The 20,726-nt window shown below is 71.8% G+C and carries 17 protein-coding genes and 1 pseudogene; 9 read left to right on the top strand and 9 right to left on the bottom strand.

The genetic code is table 11. From position 1 onward, the window contains the following. Nucleotides 1-75: 75 nt before the first annotated feature. The 5 genes from ACIGXX_RS14975 to ACIGXX_RS14955 form a co-directional block, all read right to left on the bottom strand. Nucleotides 76-726: a hypothetical protein gene (locus tag ACIGXX_RS14975; protein WP_351166992.1), complete on the bottom strand. Its 651-nt coding sequence runs from the start codon at nucleotides 724-726 to the stop codon at nucleotides 76-78. Between the two features lie 125 nt (nucleotides 727-851). After that, nucleotides 852-3,326 (bottom strand): glycosyltransferase, encoded by a 2,475-nt coding sequence (locus tag ACIGXX_RS14970; protein WP_399975779.1) that lies wholly within the window; start codon nucleotides 3,324-3,326, stop codon nucleotides 852-854. After that, on the bottom strand, nucleotides 3,323-4,036 hold the full coding sequence (locus tag ACIGXX_RS14965) for a GntR family transcriptional regulator (RefSeq protein WP_351166996.1): 714 nt from the start codon (nucleotides 4,034-4,036) through the stop codon (nucleotides 3,323-3,325). Before ACIGXX_RS14965 ends, ACIGXX_RS14970 begins: the two co-directional genes overlap by 4 nt. Before the next feature lie 162 nt (nucleotides 4,037-4,198). After that, nucleotides 4,199-5,566: an aspartate aminotransferase family protein gene (locus ACIGXX_RS14960; RefSeq protein ID WP_351166998.1), complete on the bottom strand. Its 1,368-nt coding sequence runs from the start codon at nucleotides 5,564-5,566 to the stop codon at nucleotides 4,199-4,201. Nucleotides 5,567-5,886: 320 nt separating this feature from the next. Next, a complete protein-coding gene (locus ACIGXX_RS14955) occupies nucleotides 5,887-6,402 on the bottom strand; it encodes a hypothetical protein (protein WP_399975774.1) in 516 nt (171 codons plus the stop codon). 72 nt (nucleotides 6,403-6,474) lie between these two features. Here ACIGXX_RS14955 and ACIGXX_RS14950 point away from each other — a divergent pair. Next, nucleotides 6,475-7,167 (top strand): annotated as a pseudogene (locus tag ACIGXX_RS14950) (response regulator transcription factor); the annotation flags it as partial. A 269-nt stretch (nucleotides 7,168-7,436) separates the two neighbouring features. Beyond that, nucleotides 7,437-8,801, top strand: a complete 1,365-nt coding sequence (locus ACIGXX_RS14945) for a HAMP domain-containing sensor histidine kinase (RefSeq protein WP_351167004.1) — start codon at nucleotides 7,437-7,439, stop codon at nucleotides 8,799-8,801. Here ACIGXX_RS14945 and ACIGXX_RS14940 read toward each other — a convergent pair. Both ACIGXX_RS14940 and ACIGXX_RS14935 read right to left on the bottom strand, forming a co-directional pair. Continuing rightward, complete coding sequence (locus ACIGXX_RS14940) at nucleotides 8,731-9,546, bottom strand: VTC domain-containing protein (protein ID WP_399975770.1); 816 nt, start codon at nucleotides 9,544-9,546, stop codon at nucleotides 8,731-8,733. The two genes, ACIGXX_RS14945 and ACIGXX_RS14940, sit on opposite strands and share 71 nt — an antisense overlap. Next, nucleotides 9,543-10,208, bottom strand: coding sequence for a DUF4956 domain-containing protein (locus tag ACIGXX_RS14935; RefSeq protein WP_351167008.1), 666 nt, complete (start codon nucleotides 10,206-10,208; stop codon nucleotides 9,543-9,545). Before ACIGXX_RS14935 ends, ACIGXX_RS14940 begins: the two co-directional genes overlap by 4 nt. A 161-nt stretch (nucleotides 10,209-10,369) precedes the next feature. Between ACIGXX_RS14935 and ACIGXX_RS14930 the strand changes: the two genes are divergently transcribed. The 4 genes from ACIGXX_RS14930 (at nucleotide 10,370) to ACIGXX_RS14915 (ending at nucleotide 15,166) form a co-directional block, all read left to right on the top strand. Continuing rightward, a complete protein-coding gene (locus ACIGXX_RS14930) occupies nucleotides 10,370-10,972 on the top strand; it encodes a DJ-1/PfpI family protein (protein WP_399975766.1) in 603 nt (200 codons plus the stop codon). Beyond that, complete coding sequence (locus ACIGXX_RS14925; protein ID WP_351167012.1) at nucleotides 10,969-11,472, top strand: helix-turn-helix domain-containing protein; 504 nt, start codon at nucleotides 10,969-10,971, stop codon at nucleotides 11,470-11,472. Before ACIGXX_RS14930 ends, ACIGXX_RS14925 begins: the two co-directional genes overlap by 4 nt. 79 nt (nucleotides 11,473-11,551) lie before the next feature. Continuing rightward, complete coding sequence (locus ACIGXX_RS14920) at nucleotides 11,552-13,495, top strand: serine/threonine-protein kinase (protein WP_366461563.1); 1,944 nt, start codon at nucleotides 11,552-11,554, stop codon at nucleotides 13,493-13,495. Nucleotides 13,496-13,630: 135 nt separating this feature from the next. Next, a complete protein-coding gene (locus ACIGXX_RS14915; protein ID WP_399975763.1) occupies nucleotides 13,631-15,166 on the top strand; it encodes a substrate-binding domain-containing protein in 1,536 nt (511 codons plus the stop codon). Nucleotides 15,167-15,170: 4 nt separating this feature from the next. Here ACIGXX_RS14915 and ACIGXX_RS14910 read toward each other — a convergent pair whose 3' ends face one another. Continuing rightward, complete coding sequence (locus ACIGXX_RS14910) at nucleotides 15,171-16,454, bottom strand: adenylosuccinate synthase (RefSeq protein WP_351167018.1); 1,284 nt, start codon at nucleotides 16,452-16,454, stop codon at nucleotides 15,171-15,173. Between the two features lie 131 nt (nucleotides 16,455-16,585). Here ACIGXX_RS14910 and ACIGXX_RS14905 point away from each other — a divergent pair, with 131 nt between their 5' ends. Further along, on the top strand, nucleotides 16,586-17,443 hold the full coding sequence (locus ACIGXX_RS14905) for a diacylglycerol kinase family protein (RefSeq protein ID WP_383815838.1): 858 nt from the start codon (nucleotides 16,586-16,588) through the stop codon (nucleotides 17,441-17,443). A 43-nt stretch (nucleotides 17,444-17,486) separates the two neighbouring features. On the opposite strand, the gene ACIGXX_RS14900 is transcribed toward ACIGXX_RS14905, so the two are convergent. Further along, nucleotides 17,487-17,987, bottom strand: a complete 501-nt coding sequence (locus tag ACIGXX_RS14900; RefSeq protein ID WP_351167022.1) for a MarR family transcriptional regulator — start codon at nucleotides 17,985-17,987, stop codon at nucleotides 17,487-17,489. Nucleotides 17,988-18,079: 92 nt separating this feature from the next. Here ACIGXX_RS14900 and ACIGXX_RS14895 point away from each other — a divergent pair, with 92 nt between their 5' ends. Both ACIGXX_RS14895 and ACIGXX_RS14890 read left to right on the top strand, forming a co-directional pair. After that, nucleotides 18,080-19,003, top strand: a complete 924-nt coding sequence (locus tag ACIGXX_RS14895) for an ATP-binding cassette domain-containing protein (RefSeq protein ID WP_399975758.1) — start codon at nucleotides 18,080-18,082, stop codon at nucleotides 19,001-19,003. After that, nucleotides 19,000-20,616 carry an ABC transporter permease gene (locus ACIGXX_RS14890; protein WP_399975755.1) on the top strand — a complete coding sequence of 539 codons (1,617 nt, stop codon included), beginning with the start codon at nucleotides 19,000-19,002 and terminating at the stop codon, nucleotides 20,614-20,616. Before ACIGXX_RS14895 ends, ACIGXX_RS14890 begins: the two co-directional genes overlap by 4 nt. Nucleotides 20,617-20,726 lie beyond the last annotated feature (110 nt).

The following is a 20,726-nucleotide window of genomic DNA, read 5'->3' as shown; positions in this document are numbered from 1 at the left end:
GCCCCTTCCCGACGACCCGCTCGGCCGGACGCGCCGGAAAAGCCCCCGGCGGCGGGGTCAGGGGCGCGGCGGCGGTCAGCTGTAGATGATCATTGAGCCTTGCGCCAGGCTTCGGGTGGTGGCCGCGTGCAGGCCCAGCCACACGTGCCGCTCCCTCGCGAAGGGGCTGTCGTCCGGCGGAGCCGGGGCGGCCGGTTCCTCCAGGGACGTGGGCGCCTCGGGGGGCGTCGGCGGACGCGGAGGGTTCGCCGCGTCTATGCCGATGGACGGAGCGACGAACTCCAGTTCCCTCAGCAACGCCTGCGCCGAGCCCAACGGCCCGCCCCCGGACAGAAGTTCGTCGTTGGAGAGAGGCGCCGGGAAGTCGACGGGGACGTACGCCCCCGCGTGGTCGTAGTGCCAGACCAGGTGCGACTGCTGAGCCGTCGTGTCGAACATCTCCAGCAACTGCTCGTAGTCCCCGCCCAGTTCGTCCACCGGCGTGACCTCCAGGCCGCAGACCTGGAGCAGATACGCCCGGCGCAGGAAATGCAGCGCGTCGTAGTCGAAGCCCGCCACCGGGGCCACGTCCCCGGACAGGCCCGGCATGTAGGCGAAGACGGGGACGGAGGGCAGACCCGCCTCGTGCAGCGCCTTGTCGTACGCCGCGATCTCCTCCGCGAAGGGATTGTCGGGGCTGTGGCACAGCACGTCGACGAGCGGGACCAGCCACAGGTCACAGGCCAAGGGTGCTCCTCAGGTCAGGTCGGTTCAGACTCATGCTCGGACGGCATGGCGGACGGCATATCGGACGGCATGTCGGACGTCGGACGTTCCTTGCGTTCAGGCAGCGTAGTCCGGGCGGATGCCCTCTAGCTGCCCCTGTGCAGATCCCAGATCCACACCCCGTCTACCCACTTTCCGGGCCGGTCAAGGAGTTCCTCCACCGTCGCCCGCAGTTCGGCGTCGTGCTCCTGCGGCGCGAGGACCAGGACGCCCGCGTTCCAGTACGCCAGGTCCTCGCGGGCCGCCCGGCGCCACGCGTCCGTGATCTGCGGGGCGCGGCCCGACGAACGTATGTCCCGCAGGAGGTTCGAGGTGTTGCGGGGCTGGGCGCCGTAGATGCCGATGCGGTCCGGGCCCCAGGGCCCGTTGAAGTAGCCGCCGGGAAGGCGGAAGCCCAGGCCGGCGGTGGTCTGCCAGTGCAGCGCCTCCGCGTCGGCCGGGTCCGGCAGCGGTACCGGCACCAGGGACTCGCCCTCCCCCACGTACTTCTTCCAGGTCCCCTGCGCGATGAACTCGGGGGCCTGCGCCCGCTCCACGGCCCGCAGCGGCGCCGGCACGATCGGCAGCAGCGCGAGCGCGACCGCGGCCACCCCCGCGTACCGCGCGGCCGTCATCCCGTGCGCGGAACGGCGCCCGGAAGCAAGGAGCCCGGCCAGCGCGAGCGCCACCAGCATGCCGAGCGCCGGGGCGCACACCATCGCCACCCGCGACTCGATGACCGACTCGAAGAGGGGTGCGTGCGCCAAGGGCGCCCACGGGCCGGGCAGCACGACGTCCGTCAGCGGAATGCGGAACTTCGGGCCCAGGGAGAGGAAGGCAGCCGCGAGCACCGTGAAGGCCAGCGCCTTCACCAGGGCCCGCTCCCAGAGACGTACGACGATCGCGAAGGCGAGGGCGACCAGGGGCCAGCCGTAGAACGCGTTCTGCTCGGTGGGGTTCTGGGAGAGCGCATCGGCGGTCTTCTCGCTGCCCGCGAGCGAGCGTTCGGCGAAGGAGATGAGCGCGAGCGGGCTGTTGCCCGCGTTGTCGCCGTGCAGCACGCTCGTGTAGCTCTGCGGCCCGAAGAACTGCCAGTAGAGCGGGAAGGCGACCAGCGGGAGCGTGACCGCCACGGCCACTCCCAGACCGCGCGCCAGGGGCCGGAACGCCGCCCTGGCCACATCCCTGCGCACCACCCCGTACGCCGCCGCGAACAGCAGCATGCCCACGGCCGCGAGCAGCAGCGGCTCCTCGCCGAGGAAGATCTGGTACGTCGTGAAGAGCCCGAGCACGACCCCGTCGCGTACGACCTTCGTGCTCTCCCCCTCGCAGAGCCGCAGCGCCCTGTCGATGATCAGCGGGATCATGAACAGGACCATGAAGTTCGGGTGCGCGTGCGCATGGCTGATCATCGGTGGCGCGAAGGCCGCGAGCGCCGCGCCGACGGCCGCCGCGCCCCGGTGCCGTACGAGACGCCTGCGGATCAGCCAGTACCAGGCGACCCCGGTCGCGGCCAGGCCCAGCGTCATCGCCGCGTTCAGGGCGACGGCGGGGCCGAAGAGCCAGGTCACGGGGGCGAAGGGGACGGAGAGGCCGAGCATGACCGTGTTGGCCATGAGGTTCACGCCGTCGGGGGCGTTCTGGAGGGTGGTGAAGAGGGGGTTCTGGAGGTGGCGGACGTTGTCCGCCGTCACCGCGAAGAACCACTCCCACTGGTTCTGGTCCTGGAGGGAGTCCGGGAGATAGCGCTCGCCCGGTGCGATCAGGCGGCCCGAGTAGAGGGTGACCGCCATGGCCAGGAAGAGCGCCGCGACGAGCAGGTCCCTCGGGCGGACGGTGCGGGCCTTGAGCGAGGTCAGTTCGGCCAGGACCTTCACGTAGTCGAACGGGCGGACCTTCGAGCCCTCCTGGTGCGCCCAGCGCACCGGCACCTCGGCGACCGGCCAGCCGGAGCGGCGGAAGTACTGCAGTATCTCGACGTCTATGCCCCAGCCGCGCAGGCGTGACGCGGCGAAGGCCTCGCGGGCACGGTCGCCGTCGAAGAGCTTGAAGCCGCACTGAGTGTCGCGGACTCCGGGGACGGCGACCGTGCGTATCAGGAAATTGCCGGTACGGCCGAGGAGCTCGCGCAGGCGGTGCTGGTGGCTCTCGATCGTCGCGCCGGGGCGGGCGCGGGAGCCGATCGCCGCCGCGTGGCCGTCGGCGAGCGCCTTGTCGAGGCACTCCAGCTCCTCGATGGGGGTGGCCAGATCGGCGTCCGTGATCAGGACGCGGTCGCCGCGCGAGGCGAGGACGCCCAGGCGCAGGGCGTGGCCCTTGCCGAGGTTGCGGTCGGAGTGGACGAGGCGGACGCGGGGGTCGGCGGCCTCGGCGTCGGCGGCGATGTCGAGCGTTCCGTCGCTGGAGCCGTCGTCCACGACGATCAGCTCCCACCGGGGCCGCTCGCCGCCGTTGCCCTCGTTTGCCCTGTCGCTTCCCTCGTCGCTTCCCTCGTCCAGGTATGCCCGTATCGCGTCGAGCGTGGGGGCCAGGCGCCGCTCCTCGTTGTAGGCGGGGACGACGACGGTCAGATCCACACTCATGCAGCGGCCAGCCGCTCGATGAGTTCGAGTGAGTGGGCGTTGTACTCGGCGACGATCGCGTGCGCGGCCTTGGGGTCGCGGTGCGCGAGGGCGTCGACGAGCTCGGTGTGCCGGGCCCACAGGGTGCCGCGCAGGTCGCCGTCGCCGCGTTCGACGGCGCGGCGGAGGTAGGTGACGGCGCAGACCCAGGACTGGACGCGGATGCGGTGCAGGAAGTCCGAGAGGTAGGGGTTGCCGAAGAGGGCGCTGAGCTCGCGCCAGAAGCGCAGGTCGTAGCCGATGAGGACGTTCAGGTCGCCCGCGCAGGCGGCGCGCGCGGCTTCCTCGCCGCGGCGGCGTACGGAGATGAGGGCGGCGGCGGCTTCCTTCTGGCCCCCGGGCCCCAGCGGGGTGCCCTTCGTGATCAGGTCGCGGAAGATCCCGTCGGCGACGAGGCCGCGGGCCTCCAGCATGCCGCGGTAGTCGGCGAGGGTGTGCTCGTGGACGCGGTACCCGCGGTGCTGGTCGGCGTCGAGGAGGCCTTGCGCGGCGAGGTTCACCAGGGCTTCGCGGACCGGGGTCGCGGAGACGCCGTACTGCTCGGCGATCTCCTTGACCGTGAACTCCTGGCCGGGCTCCAGACGGCCGCCGAGGATCTCGTCGCGCAGCGCGTCGGCGATCTGCTGGCGCAGAGTGCTGCGGATGACGGCGGAGCCGTCGGTGCCGGGCATCTGGGTTCCCCCGCGGAGTCTGGGTCGACGTCTTCGTTCTTGTTCGTTCTTACGTACGAGCACGTCAGACTACGCGGTCGGGGTTCCGGGGGGCCGGGGTGATTCGCCGCTGGGGTCTCGGGCCGGAGGCTGGGGCCTCGGGCCCGAGACCCGAAGCCGGGGTCAGGAGATGTGTTCGTCCGCTGCTGTCAGCGCTGCGTCCAGCGCTGCGAGGCCCTCCTTCGCCTCCGTCTCCGTGATGTTGCACGGGGGGACCACGTGGGTGCGGTTCATGTTGATGAAGGGCCACAGGCCCTGCTTCTTCGCCGCCGCGCCGAACGCCGCCATCGGGGCGTTCGCCTCACCCGTGGCGTTGTACGGGACCAGGGGCTCGCGGGTCTCCTTGTTCTTGACCAGCTCCAGGGCCCAGAACATGCCCAGGCCGCGGACCTCGCCGACGCTCGGGTGCCGCTCGGCCAGCTCCGCCAGGGCCGGGGCGATGATCTCCGAGCCCACGCGGGCCGCGTTCTCGACGACTCCCTCGTCCTCCATGACGTTGATCGTCGCCACGGCCGCCGCGCAGGCCAGCGGGTGGCCGGAGTACGTGAGACCGCCCGGGTAGGGCCTGCGGGCGAACGTCTCGGCGATGGCCGAGGAGATCGCCACCCCGCCCAGCGGGACGTAACCCGAGTTCACGCCCTTCGCGAAGGTCAGGAGGTCGGGCACGATGCCGCCGTCGAAGTTGTCCGCGGCGAACCACTTGCCCGTACGGCCGAAGCCCGCCATCACCTCGTCGAGGATGAAGACGATGCCGTACCGGTCGCAGATCTCGCGTACGCCCTTGAGGTAGCCCGGCGGCGGGATCATGATGCCCGCCGTGCCCGGAACGGACTCCAGGATGATCGCCGCGATCGTCTGCGGGCCCTCGAACGCGATGGTGTCCTCGAGGTGCTGGAGGGCGCGCTCGCACTCCTGCTGCTCGTTCTCGGCGTAGAAGGCGCTGCGGTAGAGGAACGGCGCCCAGAAGCGGACGACGCCCGCCGAGCCGTTGTCGGAGGCCCAGCGGCGGGGGTCGCCGGTGAGGTTGATCGCGGTGGAGGTGGCGCCGTGGTACGAGCGGAAGGCGGAGAGAACCTTGGGGCGGCCGGTGTGGAGACGCGCCATGCGGGTCGCGTTCTCCACGGCTTCCGCGCCGCCGTTGGTGAAGAAGATCTTGTCGAGGTCGCCGGGGGTCCGCTCGGCGATGAGGCGTGCGGCCTCGGAGCGGGCTTCCACGGCGAAGGCGGGCGCGAAGGTCGTCATCGTCGCCGCCTGCTCCTGGATCGCGGCGACGACCTTCGGGTGCTGGTATCCGATGTTCGTGAAGACGAGGCCGCTGGTGAAGTCGAGGTAGCGGTTGCCGTCGTAGTCCCAGAAGTACGAGCCCTCGGCGCCGGCTACGGCGAGGGGGTCGATCAGCTCCTGTGCGGACCAGGAGTGGAACACGTGCGCGCGGTCCGCCGCCTTTACGGCGGCGCCGACCTGGGGGTTCGGGTTCGGCTGAGGGGTCATGTGGGCGAGGGTAAGTGTCCACGGTGTGGACTGGACATGGGCGGTCTGTTTCGCGGGGGTGGGGGGTACTGGACAGTGTGTCTGCCCCTCCGGGGCCGGGCACAGGGTGAGGGATTTGTCCCCAACCCCGCCCCTTCCCGAAAACCCGCTCTGGCGCGGGAGCCTTGGCCGCCGTCCATCACCGGCTCCGCCGAGTTCGTCCTCAAACGCCGGACAGGCTGAGAACCCCGAAAACCAGCTGACCCAGAGCCCCGCACCCCGCCATCACCGGCTCCGCCAGGTTCGTCCTCAAACGCCGGACAGGCTGAGAATCCCACCGGCTAGTCGTCCGCGTCCGCCACCACCCTCGCCCCCGGGCCCTCCTCCCCGCACCTGATCTCGTACGGCAGATCGTCCCGCTCGTCGTCGTCATCGCTCGGTTCCGCCTCCAGGCGGGCCACCGCGCCCGGGCCCCGTTCCACGTCCTCGTCGATGTGGAAACCGTCCGCCGGGCTCCACGAGACCAGGTACACCGTCCCGTCTCCCCTGCACTCGACCGTCGCCGTCCCGCCCGTGAACCTCAGGGTCGACCGGTCGGACGGCTTCTCCGACGGCGTACTCGGTGTGCTCGGCGTGCTCGATGAGCCGGATGGCGAGGGGGATGGGGATGGCGATGCCCTTGGCGTCGCCGATGTCGCCGCCAGCGCCCTCTCCACCGCTCCCTCGTCCAGGGGACGGCTGTGTGCCGCGCCGCCCGCGCTGTCCGCCGTGGCCAACTGCCAAGCGCCCAGCGCTCCCGCGGCCGTGCCCACGCCCACCCATGCCGCGGTCACCACCGCGCTCCGCCACTTCCTCATCCGGCCACTGTGCCGCACAGTTTCCTAACGCCCGGTTAAGGGCTGCCCAAAGCACCTGACTACGGTGGATGTATGGCCCATCTTCTCGTCGTGGAGGACGATCCCCAGCTGCGCGGCGCCCTCGTGCGGGCCCTGCGCGACAAAGGGCACGCCGTCGCCACCGCGCCCAGCGGCATGGCAGGCCTGGACGCGGCGGTCACCAACCGTCCCGACCTCGTCGTGCTCGACCTGGGGCTCCCGGACGTGGACGGCTCCCAGATCCTGCGCATGCTCCGTTCCGTCAGCGACGTACCCGTCATCGTCGCGACCGCCCGCGACGACGAACCCGAGATGGTGGCGATCCTCGAGGACGGGGCCGACGACTACATCGTCAAGCCCTTCGGCGCCGCCCAACTGGACGCCCGCATCAAGGCCGTCCTCCGCCGCCTCGGCGCCACCGAGACAGCCGAAGAGCCCCTCCACGTAGGAGGTCTGACCCTCGACACCGCCTCCCGCGAAGTCTCCCTCGACGGCCACCCCCTCGACCTCACCCCGCGCGAGTTCGACCTCCTCGCCTACCTCGCCCACCGCCCCGGCCAGGTCGTCTCCCGCCGCGAACTCCTCGCCGAGGTATGGCAGCAACCCCTGGGCGGCGCCGACAAGACGGTCGACGTCCACCTCTCCTGGCTCCGCAGAAAACTGGGCGAGACGGCCCAGGCCCCCCGCTACCTCCACACCGTCCGCACGGTGGGCGTAAAGCTGACACCCCCCGAAGAACGCCCGGCCCCCACGCTCCCGCAGCCGCGCGACGCACCTGAGGGGACGTGCCGGTATGTCCGCCCGGAGCACGGCTCGCGGCACTCCGGAGCCGAAGCAGCAAGGCGGCCACCGGACGATAGCGAGGACGGACATACCGGCGCGGCCCCGCCCCACATCAGCGAGGCGCCCCACACCAGCAACAGCGGCGACAGCAGCGACGGCGACGGCAGCAACAACGGCACCGGCACCGGCGGCGGCGGCGAGCAGGACTCCACCCAAGGCCCAGGGGCCAGCTGATGCGCCGCAGCCTCCTCCTCCTCACCGCCGCCACCACCGCCCTCGTCCTGACCGCCCTCCTCGTCCCCCTCACCCTCCTCACCCGCACCCACGCCGCCGACCGCACCACCGCCGAGGCCACCGCCCGAGCCCAGTGGGTCGCGCACGCCATCGGCCCCGCCCTCGCCACCCCGGACGAGCGCGAGACCGCCGAGCAGACCGTGGAGAGCGTCAACACCCAGGCGATACCCGCCACTTCACTCGTCCTGGCCGACGACACCGTCATCGGCCCGAGCCCCCAGCACCACGGAAAATCCCACATCACCGACGCCATCCGCCTGGCCCGCACCGGCCGCGCCTTCACCTACGAACCCTCCACCGGCGGCCGCCAGGTCCTCGTCCCCGTCCAGGGCGCAGCCGACGGCACCGCCGTCGTCCAAGTCACCCTCACCGAGCGCCAGTTGTACGCGGGCACCATGACCTCCTGGCTCGTGCTCGCCGGGATCGGGGTCGGCCTCGTCCTCATCGGTCTGCTCCTCGCCGACCGCCTCGGCGCCCGCCTGGTCGGCGCCACCCGCCGCCTCGCCCGCACCGCGGACCGCCTCGCCGCCGGCGACCTCACCGCACGCGCCACCCCCGAGGGCCCGCCCGAACTCCGCCTGGTCGCGGGCCAGCTGAACCACCTCGCCACCCGCATCGACGAGCTCCTCACCGCCGAACGCGAGAACGCCGCCGACCTCGCCCACCGTCTCCGCACCCCCGTGGCCGCCCTCCGCCTGGACGCCGAGACCCTCCGCGACACGGAGGAGGCGCACCGCATCGCCGCGGACGTCGCCGCCCTGGAACGCAGCGTCGACGACGTGATCCGCAAGGCCCGCCGCCCGCTCCGCGACGCCCCGCACGCCGACCTGGCGGCAGTGGCCCGCGAACGCGCCGAATTCTGGCAGCCGCTGGCAGAGGACCAGGGCCGCACAACACAGACATCAACCCCCCACGAGCCAACCCCCGTCCCCGTCCCTCAGGACGACCTCACCGCAGCCATCGACGCCCTGATCGGCAACGTCCTGGACCACACCCCCCAGGGCACCCCGTTCCGCATCGCGGTCCGAACGGTCGGCACCACCCCGACCGGCCACGCCGAACTCACCGTCGCCGACGAAGGCCCCGGCCTCCCCCCGACGTACGCGGCGGAACGCGGCACCAGCGGCGGCGGCTCCACCGGCCTCGGCCTGGACATCGCCCGCCGCACCGCGGAGGACGCGGGCGGCACCTTCGCCATAGCGTCGGACGCGACCCGCGGCACCCGGGTCACCCTCACGTTCCCGCAGACGCCGCCCCCGCCGCCCGCGGAAACGCGACCCGCACCGCCCGAGCCCACCGGTTGACCCCCAACTCCGGCCGCAGCGCGGCGAACCCGCCGCAGTACTTCGTGAACTCCGCGGCCCGCACCCCGTACCGGTGCAGCACCCGGTCCGCCGCCGTCAGATGCCCCTGCGTCTTCGTCTCCACCAGGACGAGCCCGGAGTCCGCCGCCACCGAACGCCCCGTGGCCACGTCCCGCACCACGAGCCCGGCATCGCACGTGATCCGCTGCCCGTCGGCGACGAAGGTCGCCCGCTGGTACTCCGTGACCAGCGCCGTCGTCAGACCGCCCGGCGCCTCGATCCCGTACGAACCGCTCAGCACGCCCGCGAGGAATCCCTGCCGCTCGGCGTCCAGGACGCAGTCGTCGCCCTCCAGCCGCTGCCGGTGCTTGACCGTCTCGCCCCGGCCGCTCTTCAGCTTGATCTCGAACTGCCGCTCTCCGCTGTCCTGGTAGACCCGCTCCCGGATGCGGTAGCGCAGCCGCCTGCCCTGCCGGTGATGGTGGTAGGTGAGCAGCTCGGGGGTGTCGTAGTACGTCGAGTGGTAGCTGAACCAGCGCTTTCCGCCGATGCTCAGGGCCCGGAAGGGGCCCGACGCGCGGCGCGGGTCCGTGAGCAGCGCCGCCAGGTCGTCGAAGATCTCGACCGGCACGAGATAGCTGTTGTCGTAGCGGGCGAGCAGCTCGGCCCGCGCGTTGACCTCGTCGAGCGAGATGGGGTGCGCGGCGAGCGCGGCCCGTCCGATGGCGCGTACGGCGGGGTTCACACGGTCTCCTTCTGGTGGGGGACGGCAGGCGTGCGGGACCGGGTCGTGCGGCGTCGTGGTGCTGTCCGTGTGAACTCCCCGGCCCGCTCGGAAGGTTCCGGCTGCCGGAAGCGGACTTCCAGAACCATCAGGTCACGGACGTAGTCCACCTCCTGGACGGTCCAGCCGAGCGGCTCGCCAAGGCGCCGCGCCAACTCGGCCCGGAGCGCGGCCTCCTCGCGGTACACCGCGTCCAGGGTGATGACCGCGCGCCGGTCACCGGCGAAGAGGCGGGGGTGGTCGGCGCCGTACATCACCAGGAGCAGCACGGCCGCGAGCCCGGCGGCCACCGGCAGGTCGAGGCCCGGAAGTCCGCAGAGGAGGCCGAGGACGAGGGTGATGAAGTAGTACGCCACTTCCTGGTGCGCCAGCGCGTCCGAGCGGAGCCGCACGATCGAGAGCACTCCGAAGAGTCCGAACCCGAGCGCGAGGCCACCGTTGCCGCCGGCGCTCGCGAGGGCGGAGACGACGGCGAAGAGCGCGACGTTCAGGGCGAGATAGGCGGGGACCAGCTCCCTCCTGCGGTGCCGGGGATAGAAGACCCCGAAGGTCAGGAGGGTCACGGCCACCAGGTCGAGTCCGAGGTGGGCGGCCATCTGTCCGAGGTTCTCTGCGCTGTCCATGACCAGGACGCTAGGGAACGGCGGGTTAAGGCCGCCCCCAGCGGGAGTTAACGAGCCGGGCGCCGGCCCACCCAGGAGCATCATCCTCTTGACAGCATGCTGTCGATTTGACAGCATGCTCACATAAGAGCTCAGCGGCACCCCACCCAGTGGAGGCAGTCATGACCCGCAAGCCCCTGCCCGTGCACCTCGCCGTCTACGACACGCTCGCCGACTGGGAGACCGGATACGCCACCGCGTTCCTCGCCCGCGACGGGTACGAGATCCGCACGGTCGCCGCCGGCTCGCTCGACCCCGTCACCACGGCGGGCGGCGTCCGCATCCAGCCCGACCTGACCCTCGCCGACCTGCGGCCCGAGGACAGCGCGCTGCTGATCCTGCCGGGCGCCGACCTGTGGGACTCGGGCGACGACCTGGCTCCCTTCGGCCGCACCGCCCGCGCCTTCCTCGACGCGGACGTGCCCGTCGCCGCGATCTGCGGGGCCACCGCCGGGGTCGCCCGCGAGGGGCTGCTCGACGACCGCGCGCACACCAGCGCGGTGTCGTTCTACCTCGCGGCCACCGGATACAAGGGCGGCGAGCGGTACGTGGAGGCCGACGCCGTCACGGACGGCGGCCTCACCACGGCGGGGCCGACCGAGCCCGTGGCCTTCGCCCGCGAGATCCTCGGGCGGCTCGGCGCCTTCGAGGGCGAGAAGCTGGATGCCTGGTACCGGCTGTTCCACGACTCGGACGCGTCCGCGTACGAGGTGCTCGAATCATGAGCACCGAGCACGACCGGGTGCGGGAGCAGCAGGACCGGGTGCGGGAGCAGCAGGACCTGTTCTCCCGCACCGCCCTCGGCACCTTCCGGCTCAACGGCCAACTCCTGTCCATCGCGGACGAGTTGGCCAAGCCCGGCGGTCTCACCGCCGCCTGGTGGCAGGTGCTCGGCGCGGTCCTGCGCGAGCCCCTGCCCGTCGCCGGGATCGCACGGGCGATGGGCATCACCCGGCAGAGCGTGCAGCGCATCGCCGACCTCCTCGTGCGACGCGGCCTCGCCGAGTACGTGCCCAACCCCGCCCACCGGCGTGCCAAGCTCCTGCGCCCCACGGACGAGGGCCTGGCCGCCGTCGAGAAGATCGGTCCCGGCCATGCGGAGGTGGCCGCACGGCTCGCCGCCGCGCTGGGCGACGAGGAATTCGCCCAGACCGTGCGGGTGTTGGAGCGGCTTTCCCGCGTGCTGTCCGACATGGATACGGAACAACCCGTTACGGAGCCGTAGCAGGCAGTCCGTGCCCCGATGTCCTACCGCCCCACTATCCTCGATCTGTTGCACACCAACGGGGGAGGTCGGCGCGGCGATGGAAAAGCTCGGACCCGGGGATCCACAGCGAATAGGCGCTTACCGGCTGCTCGCGCGGCTCGGAGCGGGCGGCATGGGACACGTCTATCTGGCGCGCTCCGACCGGGGACGTACGGTCGCGGTGAAGCTGGTGCGTGAAGAGCTCGCCGAGCAGGAGGAGTTCAGGAACCGCTTCCGGCAGGAAGTGCAGGCGGCACGGCGGGTCGGCGGCGCGTGGACAGCGCCGGTGCTCGACGCGGACACCGAGGCGGCGATCCCCTGGCTGGCCACGGGATATGTCGCGGGACCCTCTCTGCAGAGCGTCGTCTCGCACGACCACGGGCCGTTGCCCGAGCGGTCCGTGAAGATACTCGCGGCGGGGCTCGCCAACGCCCTCAAAGACATTCACGCGGCGGGCCTCATCCACCGCGACCTCAAGCCGTCGAACGTGCTCGTCACGATCGACGGCCCGCGCGTCATCGACTTCGGCATCGCCCGCGCTCTTGAGACGGTCACCGACGGCGGTCTGACCCGCACCGGCGCGCTCGTCGGCTCGCCCGGCTTCATGGCGCCCGAGCAGGTGCGGGGCGACCGGATCACCCCGGCGTGCGACGTGTTCTGCCTGGGGTCGGTCCTCGCGTACGCGGCTTCGGGCGCGCTGCCGTTCGGCACGGCCAACAGCGGCGTGCACGCGCTGATGTTCCGCATCGCACAGGAGGAGCCGGACCTGGAGGGGCTGCCGGAGGAGCTGGCCGAGCTGGTCGGCGACTGCCTGCGCAAGAACCCCGCGGACCGGCCCTCGCTGGAGCAGCTCCTGGAGCGGACGGGCGCGGAGGACACGCTCGGCGACGGCGGCCGGACCCGCGATCCCTGGCTGCCGGGGGCCCTTGTCGCCCAACTGGGGCGGCACGCGGTGCAGTTGCTGGACACGGAGAACCCGGACGAGAGCGGCGGGTCCCAGACGTCCTCCGCCAAGGGACCGGTCCCGCCGGTGTCGCTCGCACCGCCGAAGGAGCTGGCCGCCGGGGGCGCGGGCGACGCGCCCAAGGCTGCCGGGGCCGGGGCCGCCGCGGGCGCCGGGGCCGCCGCTGCCGCAGCAGCCGGACCCGAGCCGGGCCCCGCCGACGGCGACACACCGCCGCCGCCCGGCAGACCGGGCCAGGCCGCCCCGCTCAACCACCTCCCCACGATGATCACGGGCCAGGCCCCACCGCCGACTCCCCCACCGGGCTCGGCGTACGGCTACCCCCAGCAGCACCCCCAGCCCGGCTACGGCTACCCCCAGCAGGGCCCGTACGGGCCCACACCTCCGTACGGGCCCACTCCTCCGTACGGCCCTCTCGTGCACCCCCAGGGCGAGCCCCCGCGCCGCAGCGGGCGGTCCACCGCCGCGCTCATCGCGGTGGCCGTCATAGTGGCCATAGGAGCGGGCGGCACGGTGTACGCGGTGATGAAGGGCGAGGGCAGCACGAAGGCGGGCGGCACGAACTCCGATTCCCCCTCCAGCAGCGCCCCTTCGACCCCGGGCACGCCGTCCGACGAGGAGAAGTCGGACCCCGAGACCCCGCCGACCTCCCCCGCGTCCAAGGACGACGACAAGGGCAAGGAGGGCGCGGTCCCGGACAAGTTCCTCGGCACCTGGAGCGGCTCCATCCAGAACAACCTGGGCCACAACTCCCGTCAGCTCGTCCTCCAGCAGGGTGAGGTCGGCGACACCGTCGTCTCGATCACGGCGGACGGCCCGACGGACACCGGGGGCACGTACCACTGCGTGTTCCAGGGCAAGTTGGAGTCCGCGAGCGGCAACACCCTGCGCATCGGACCGACGGACGTGATCGTCGGACAGCCCGCGACCTCCTGCAGGCCCGGCCAGGCGAGCACGGTCACGCTGCTCTCGAACGGCAGGCTGCACCGCGAGAACACGGGCACGGACAAGGGGCTGACCTACGACAAGGAGGGGTGAGCCCCCTATTCCTCTACGCCGAATCCACGGCCCGACCAGGCGCTTTACGTTGGTAGTTGAACGCCGGGCGAACAGCTGCCGTCCGCCCGGACAAGCACCGCCCGATGGCCGCATCCGGCGTCTACCGTCCCGCCCATGAACTGGTTGGGCACCGAAAACGCCATCGCCGTGCTCGCCATCCTGGTCGGCATCGCCGGCGCCTTCGTCCCCGTGCTGCTCGAACGCCGCGTACCGCGCCGCAAGCGCATCGGCCACCGCAAGCAGATGGACACGGCGATAGGCGACAACGTCCGTACGGGCGACGCGAACGCGCGCCTCGGTCTCTTCGACGAGGCCCCGGAGATGTCGGACGCGACACTGGTGCTGCTGCGCGTCGAGAACGACGGTTCGCTGCCCATCGACGTGGCCGACTACACGGGCCGCTCGCCGCACGGCCTGACGGCGGTGTTCGAGAACCGCATCATCCGCGCCGTGGCGGTCACGCTGCCGCCCGAGGCCGACCACCTGATGGAGCACTTCGCGCCCGGCACGGGCCTCGGCTACGAGTCCGGCAGGCTGCACATCCCGCGCGTGCCGCTCAACCGGGGCGAGTACTACAAGCTCCTCGTGCTGCTGACCGGCGGCCCCGTGGACAGCGGCTACACGATCATCGGCGGCATCCAGGGCGGCGAGACGCACGAGAACCACAGCGCGGCCCCCGACGAGAAGCCGCCGGTGTTCAGCAGGCTCTCGCAGCGGGTGGCCATCGCGCTGAGCCTGGTGATCCTCGGCCTCGCGGGCCTCATCCTGCGCCCCGACTCCGAGCCGCCGCCCTCGTACTGCCAGACGGGCGGCCTCACCCTGACCGGGTCGACCGCGTTCGAGCCGGTGGCCACCGAGCTCGCGGACAAGTACATGAAGGACTGCGAGGGCTCGCACATCGAGGTGAGCGCGCACGGAAGCCGGGGCGGCGTGCGGGAGATGGCCGCGGCGGACGCCGGGCCCGGCGAGGGCGCACCGCCGGTGATCGCCTTCTCCGACGGGCCGCGCCCCGGCAGCTACACGCAGCTGAGCGAGACGCGGGTGGCGGTCTCCCTGTTCGCCCTCGTCCTGAACGACAGGGTGCCGGTCAAGAACCTCTCCACGAAGGACGTACGCCGCCTGTTCACCGGCGAGATCCGCAACTGGAAGGAGCTGCGGGGCGGCCCCGACCTGCCGGTGGTCCTGGTCAGCCGGGGGTCGAGCTCGGGCACGCGGGTCACCCTCCAGCAGCGGGTCCTCAAGGGCGCCCCGGAGATCCAGGAGTCCTCCAGCGACTGCCTGACGAAGGACATCGGCCCCCGGGCGCCGGTGATCCGCTGCGAACTCGACTCCACGGAGCAGGTCCTGGACACGGTCGCCGCGACACCGGGCGCGGTCGGCTACAGCGAGCTGCGCAACACGGCCGCCCTCAAGGGCGTGCACCGCCTGAACCTGGACGGCCACACCCCGTCCATCGACCACATCCAGTCCAGCGGCTACCCGTACCGCGAGATCGAGTACGCCTACACCTACGGCAGCCCGCCCGCCGACTCGCTGGCGTCGAGCTTCCTCGCGTACGCGATCCGCGGGAGCGGGCAGGACGTGGTCCGCACCCACGGGCACCTGCCGTGCCAGACGCCCGTGGGACTGCGGATGTGCGGGGAGAACTGAGCCGCTAGATGAACGAGTTGATCTCGATCGTCTCCGTGCGGCCCGGACCGACGCCGATCGCGGAGATCGGCGCGCCCGACATCTCCTCGAGCGCCTTCACGTAACCCTGCGCGTTCTTCGGCAGGTCGGAGAAGGTCTGCGCCTTGGTGATGTCCTCGGACCAGCCGGGCAGCATCTCGTAGACCGGCTTCGCGTGGTGGAAGTCGGTCTGGTTGTACGGGAGTTCCTCGACGCGCTTGCCGTCGATCTCGTACGCGACGCAGACCGGGATCTGCTCCCAGCCCGTCAGGACGTCCAGCTTCGTCAGGAAGAAGTCCGTCAGGCCGTTCACGCGGGTCGCGTAGCGCGCGATCGGCGCGTCGAACCAGCCGCAGCGCCGGTCGCGGCCGGTGGTGACACCGCGCTCGCCGCCGATGCGGCGCAGGTCCTCGCCGTCCTGGTCGAAGAGCTCCGTCGGGAACGGGCCCGCGCCGACGCGCGTGGTGTACGCCTTCAGGATGCCGATGACGCGGCTGATCTTCGTCGGGCCGACGCCCGTACCCGTGCAGGCGCCGCCCGCGGTCGGGTTCGAGGAGGTGACGAAGGGGTACGTGCCGTGGTCCACGTCCAGGAGCGTGCCCTGGCCGCCCTCGAAGAGGACGACCTTGTCCTCGTCGAGCGCGTTGTTGAGGATCAGGGTGGTGTCGGCGACGTACCGCTTGATGTTCTCGCCGTGCTCCAGGAGCTGCTCGACGATCTGGCCGACCTCGATGGCGCGGCGGTTGTAGAGCTTGGTGAGGAGCTGGTTCTTGACCTCGAGGGCCGCCTCGACCTTCTGCTCCAGGATCGACTGGTCGTAGAGGTCCTGGACGCGGATGCCGGTGCGGTTGATCTTGTCGGCGTACGTCGGGCCGATGCCGCGGCCGGTCGTGCCGATCTTGCGCTTGCCGAGGAAGCGCTCCGTCACCTTGTCGACGGTCACGTTGTACGGCGTGATGATGTGCGCGTTACCGCTGATCAGCAGCTTCGACGTGTCGACGCCGCGCTCGTTCAGACCGCTCAGCTCGGAGAGCAGGACCGACGGGTCGACGACGACTCCGTTGCCGATGACAGGCACGCAGTCCGGGGAGAGAATCCCGGAAGGGAGGAGATGCAGCGCGTACTTCTGGTCGCCTACGACGACCGTGTGGCCGGCGTTGTTGCCGCCCTGGTATCGCACTACATAGTCCACGGAGCCACCGAGCAGGTCGGTGGCCTTTCCCTTGCCTTCGTCACCCCACTGAGCACCGAGCAGCACAAGTGCGGGCACAGGCGTACACCCCTTCCGGGCGGGGCATGTCCAAGGTCAGGGGCCGTAGCCGCCATATGGGTGTGCCTTGGATGCTGCCCCGGAATAGACGAAGCCCCTGGCGCAATAGCGCAAGGGGCTCTTGCACAAAGATGCTACCCGAGGACTCAGAAAAGGGGCGCACGTTGTCGGCTCGCGACCAGCTGCTAGTCGTCATCGACCCGGTCGCCCGGCGCACGGACGGTGAGTCGGTACGGATCGCGAAGGACGTGCTCGGCGCGGGTGCGGCCGTCCGGATCTGCCTGCCGGAAGGGCCGGAGGATTTCGCGAAAGCCCTGGCCAGAAGGGGTACGCGGCGTCCCGTGGTGATCGGCGACGACCGGGCGCTGCTGCGCGCCGTCACGGTCCTGCACCGCGAGCGGGAGCTCGATTCGTGTGCGGTTTCGGTCGTTCCGGTGGGGGCTTCCCAGCTGCTTTCCCGGTCCCTCGGAGTGCCCGCGGGGGCCGTCGCGGCGGCCCGTGCGGTGCTCGAAGGGGTCGAGCGGCGGCTTGATCTGCTCGTGGACGACAGCGACGGCGTGGTCCTGGGGACCCTGCGCATCCCGCCCGTCACCGCGTCGGCGTCCGGGAGCACGGCGGTGGACGGCCACCCCTGGCTGCGTACGTGCCAGTCCTTCGTCCGCACCCTCGCGCGCCCCTCGCGCGTCGCGTCCGCCCCCGGTCCCGCGCCCGCGCGGCTGCGGGTGGAGGCGGACGGGGTGGTCGTGGTGGACCTGGACCAGCCGGTGGAGGGGGTCTCGGTGCGTCCGGGGGCCGACGGCCTCGCGGAGGTCGAGGTCCGGCCCACCTCGGTGGGCGCGGCGGCGGAGGCCCTGCGGGTGCGGGCGCGGACGATAACGGTGTCCGGGCCCGATTTCCGCTACCGGGCGGACGCGATGGTCGGGGGCCCTGTGCGGACCCGGACCTGGGCGGTGCGGACCGATGCCTGGGGCTTGATGCTGCCTCGGTGACCGCCGGGGGTCCCGCAGCCGCGAAGGGGCGGGGCAGCGCGGCCTACTTGCCGAACAAGGTCTCCCGGTGCTCCCGCCACCGCACCAGCATTCCCGCGATCTCGTGCTCGACGAACTCGAAGAAGGCGAGCGTCTCCGCCATGCGCCGGCCCGCCGGAGTGTCGGGGCCGAGGCTCGTGACGCCCTCGCGCAGGGCCGACTCCCAGCGCTTGAGCACCCCGTCACGGTTGGCGAGCGCCTCGTACCACTGGTTGCTGTGCACCCGGAAGAGGTCCCGCCGGGAGCCGGGGTCGCGCTCCCTGGCCACCATGTGCTGCTGCGTGAGGTAGCGGACGGCGCCCGACACCGCCGCCGGGCTCACCTGAAGCCGTTCGCCCAGCTCCGCCGAGGTCAGTGCGCCCGAGTCCGACGCGAGGAGCGCCGCGAAGATCCGCGCGGGCATCCTCGGCATGCCCGCCTCGACCAGCTGCGCGGCGAACTGCTCCACGAAACGTGAGACGACCTCGTCGTCACGTACCGCCTCTTCGTCGGACCTTTTGGGCATCTGCCGATCATCTCCCCTGCTCGCCGGACGTGGTCAAGTTTATACGCTTCCTTAACTTCACAAGTTTGTGAAAGTAGCGTACGTTCCGAAACATGACGAAGGCAATCACCGTCTCCGGACTGCACAAGTCGTTCGGCCGGACGCACGCGCTTGACGGCCTGGACCTCGACGTCGAGACCGGCGAGGTCCACGGCTTCCTCGGCCCCAACGGCGCGGGGAAGTCCACGACCATCCGGGTCCTCCTCGGCCTGCTCCGCGCCGACTCCGGCGCCGCCCAGCTGCTCGGCAAGGACCCGTGGAACGACGCGGTGGAACTGCACCGGCGGGTGGCGTACGTGCCCGGTGACGTCACCCTGTGGCGCAACCTCTCCGGCGGCGAGGTCATCGATCTGTACGGGAAGCTGCGCGGCGGCCTCGACCAGGGGCGCAGGGCCGACCTCGTCGAGCGGTACGAACTCGACCCCACCAAGAAGGGGCGTACGTACTCCAAGGGCAACCGGCAGAAGGTCGCCCTCGTCGCCGCCTTCGCGTCCGACGTCGACCTGCTGATCCTCGACGAACCCACCTCAGGGCTCGACCCGCTCATGGAGGAGGTCTTCCAGGCGTGCGTCGAGGAGGAGCGCGACCGGGGACGCACGATCCTCCTGTCCTCGCACATCCTCAGCGAGGTGGAGAGCCTCTGCGACCGCGTCAGCATCATCAGGAACGGGCAGACCGTCGAGACCGGTTCGCTGGCCGACCTGCGCCATCTGACGCGGACCAGCGTCACCGCCGAGCTCGCGGGGCCGCCCAACGGGCTCGGGCGGCTGCCCGGCGTGCACGACGTCGACGTGTCCGGGAACCGCGTCAAGCTCCATGTCGACACCGACAAGCTGGACGCGGTGCTGCGGGCGCTGACCGAGGCCGGGGTCCGGTCGCTGATCTCCACGCCGCCCACCCTTGAGGAACTCTTCCTGCGGCACTACCAGGACGACGTGCGGGCCGGCGGTGTCACCGAAGCGGCGGGTGCGCGATGACCGCCACCGCCGCGGCCTCCGCGTTCACCCCGCGCCCCGGCGGGGCGCGTCACCTCGCCGGTACCGGCGCCCTGCTGCGGCTCGCCCTGCGCCGCGACCGCGTCATGCTGCCCGTCTGGGTCCTCGTCGTCGCCGGGGTGGTCCTCTCGATGCCGGGCGCCCTGGAGCAGACGTACGGCACGGCCGCCGAGCGGGCCGACGCCATGCGGTCGATGAACGCCAACTCCTCGATGCGGGCGCTCTACTCGCCGGTGTTCGGGGACTCCACCGGCGCGCTCTCCGCCTGGCGCATCGGCGTGTACGCCGCGATCCTCGCCGCCGCGATGAGCCTGATCGTCGTCGTACGGCACACCCGCGAGGAGGAGGAGACGGGGCGCCAGGAGATGGTCTCCGCCGCGATGGTGGGGCGGCGCGCGCCGCTGACCGCGGCGCTGCTCGCCGCGTTCGTGGCGAACGCTGCCGTCGGGCTGCTCATCGCCGGGGGCCTGGCCGGGCAGGGCTCGGCCGGGGCGCTCGCTCTCGGGCTCGGCGTCGCGGGCACCGGCATGCTCTTCGCCACCATGGCGGCGATCGTCGCCCAGTTCACGGAGAGCGCGCGGCTCGCCAAGGGGCTGACCGCGGGACTGCTGGGCGCCGCGTACGTGCTCAAGGCGGCCGGTGACGCGGGAACGCGGGGCGGCGAATCCGTGCTGACCTGGCTCTCCCCGCTGGGGTGGGCGCAGAACGTCCGGGCCTTCGCCGGGGAGCGGTGGTGGGTGCTGCTCCTGACCGCCGCCGCGATCGTGGCGCAGGGCGCGGTCGCGTACGCGCTTGCGGGGCGGCGCGACGTCGGCATGAGCTTCCTGCCGACCCGGCCCGGTCCCGCGCAGGGCTCGATCGCCACCGCGGGCGGGCTCGCGTGGCGGCTGCAGCGGGGCAGCGTGCTCGGCTGGGGGCTCGGTTTCCTGATCGCCGGGGTGGTGTTCGGCGGGATGACCGAGGGCGCGGCGGACATCGTGGGCGACAACCAGAACACCCGCGACGTCATCGAGCGCATGGGCGGCCAGTCCGGCCTCACGGACGCCTTCCTCGCCACGATGGTCGGCATGCTGGGGATGGTCGCCTCGCTGTACGTCGTCGCCTCCGTGCTGCGGCTGCACGGCGAGGAGACGTCGCAGCGGGCGGAGCCGGTCCTCGCGGGCTCGGTGGGCCGGCTGCGGTGGGCCGCGGGCCATCTGCTGATCGCCTTCGGCGGCGCGCTGCTGCTGATGCTGGTGGGCGGGGCGGGACTGGCTCTCGGGTACGGGGATGACCTCGGGCCGATCATGGGGGCGTGCCTGGTGCAGGTGGCGGCGATCTGGGCGCTCGGCGGGCTCGCCGTGCTCCTGGTGGGGGCGTTCCCGCGGGCTGCGGTGGCTGCCTGGGGGGTGGCGGGGGTCTGCCTGGCCATCGGCTGGCTCGGCCCCGCGCTGGACCTTCCGGAGCTGGTGCTGGACCTGTCGCCCTTCGGCCACCTGCCGAAGCTGCCGGGCTCCGCGGTGACCTGGGGCCCAGTGGGGGCGCTCCTCGCCCTTGCGGCGGCGCTGGCCTCCCTCGGTCTGGCCGGCCTGCGCCGCCGTGACCTGACGACGTAGCCCCGCAGTCTCCTGCCCTAACAGGCCTTCCCGCCCACCCGCCCGATCACCCCGCATCCATCCCTGGACGAACAGGCCCTTCCCGCCCACCCGCCCGATTGCCCCGCATC

Source organism: Streptomyces sp. NPDC055243, assembly GCF_044544025.1.
Taxonomy (GTDB): Bacteria; Actinomycetota; Actinomycetes; order Streptomycetales; family Streptomycetaceae; genus Streptomyces.
The sequence above is the reverse complement of the archived record's forward strand: the minus strand, read 5'-3'. Positions and strand labels throughout refer to the sequence as shown.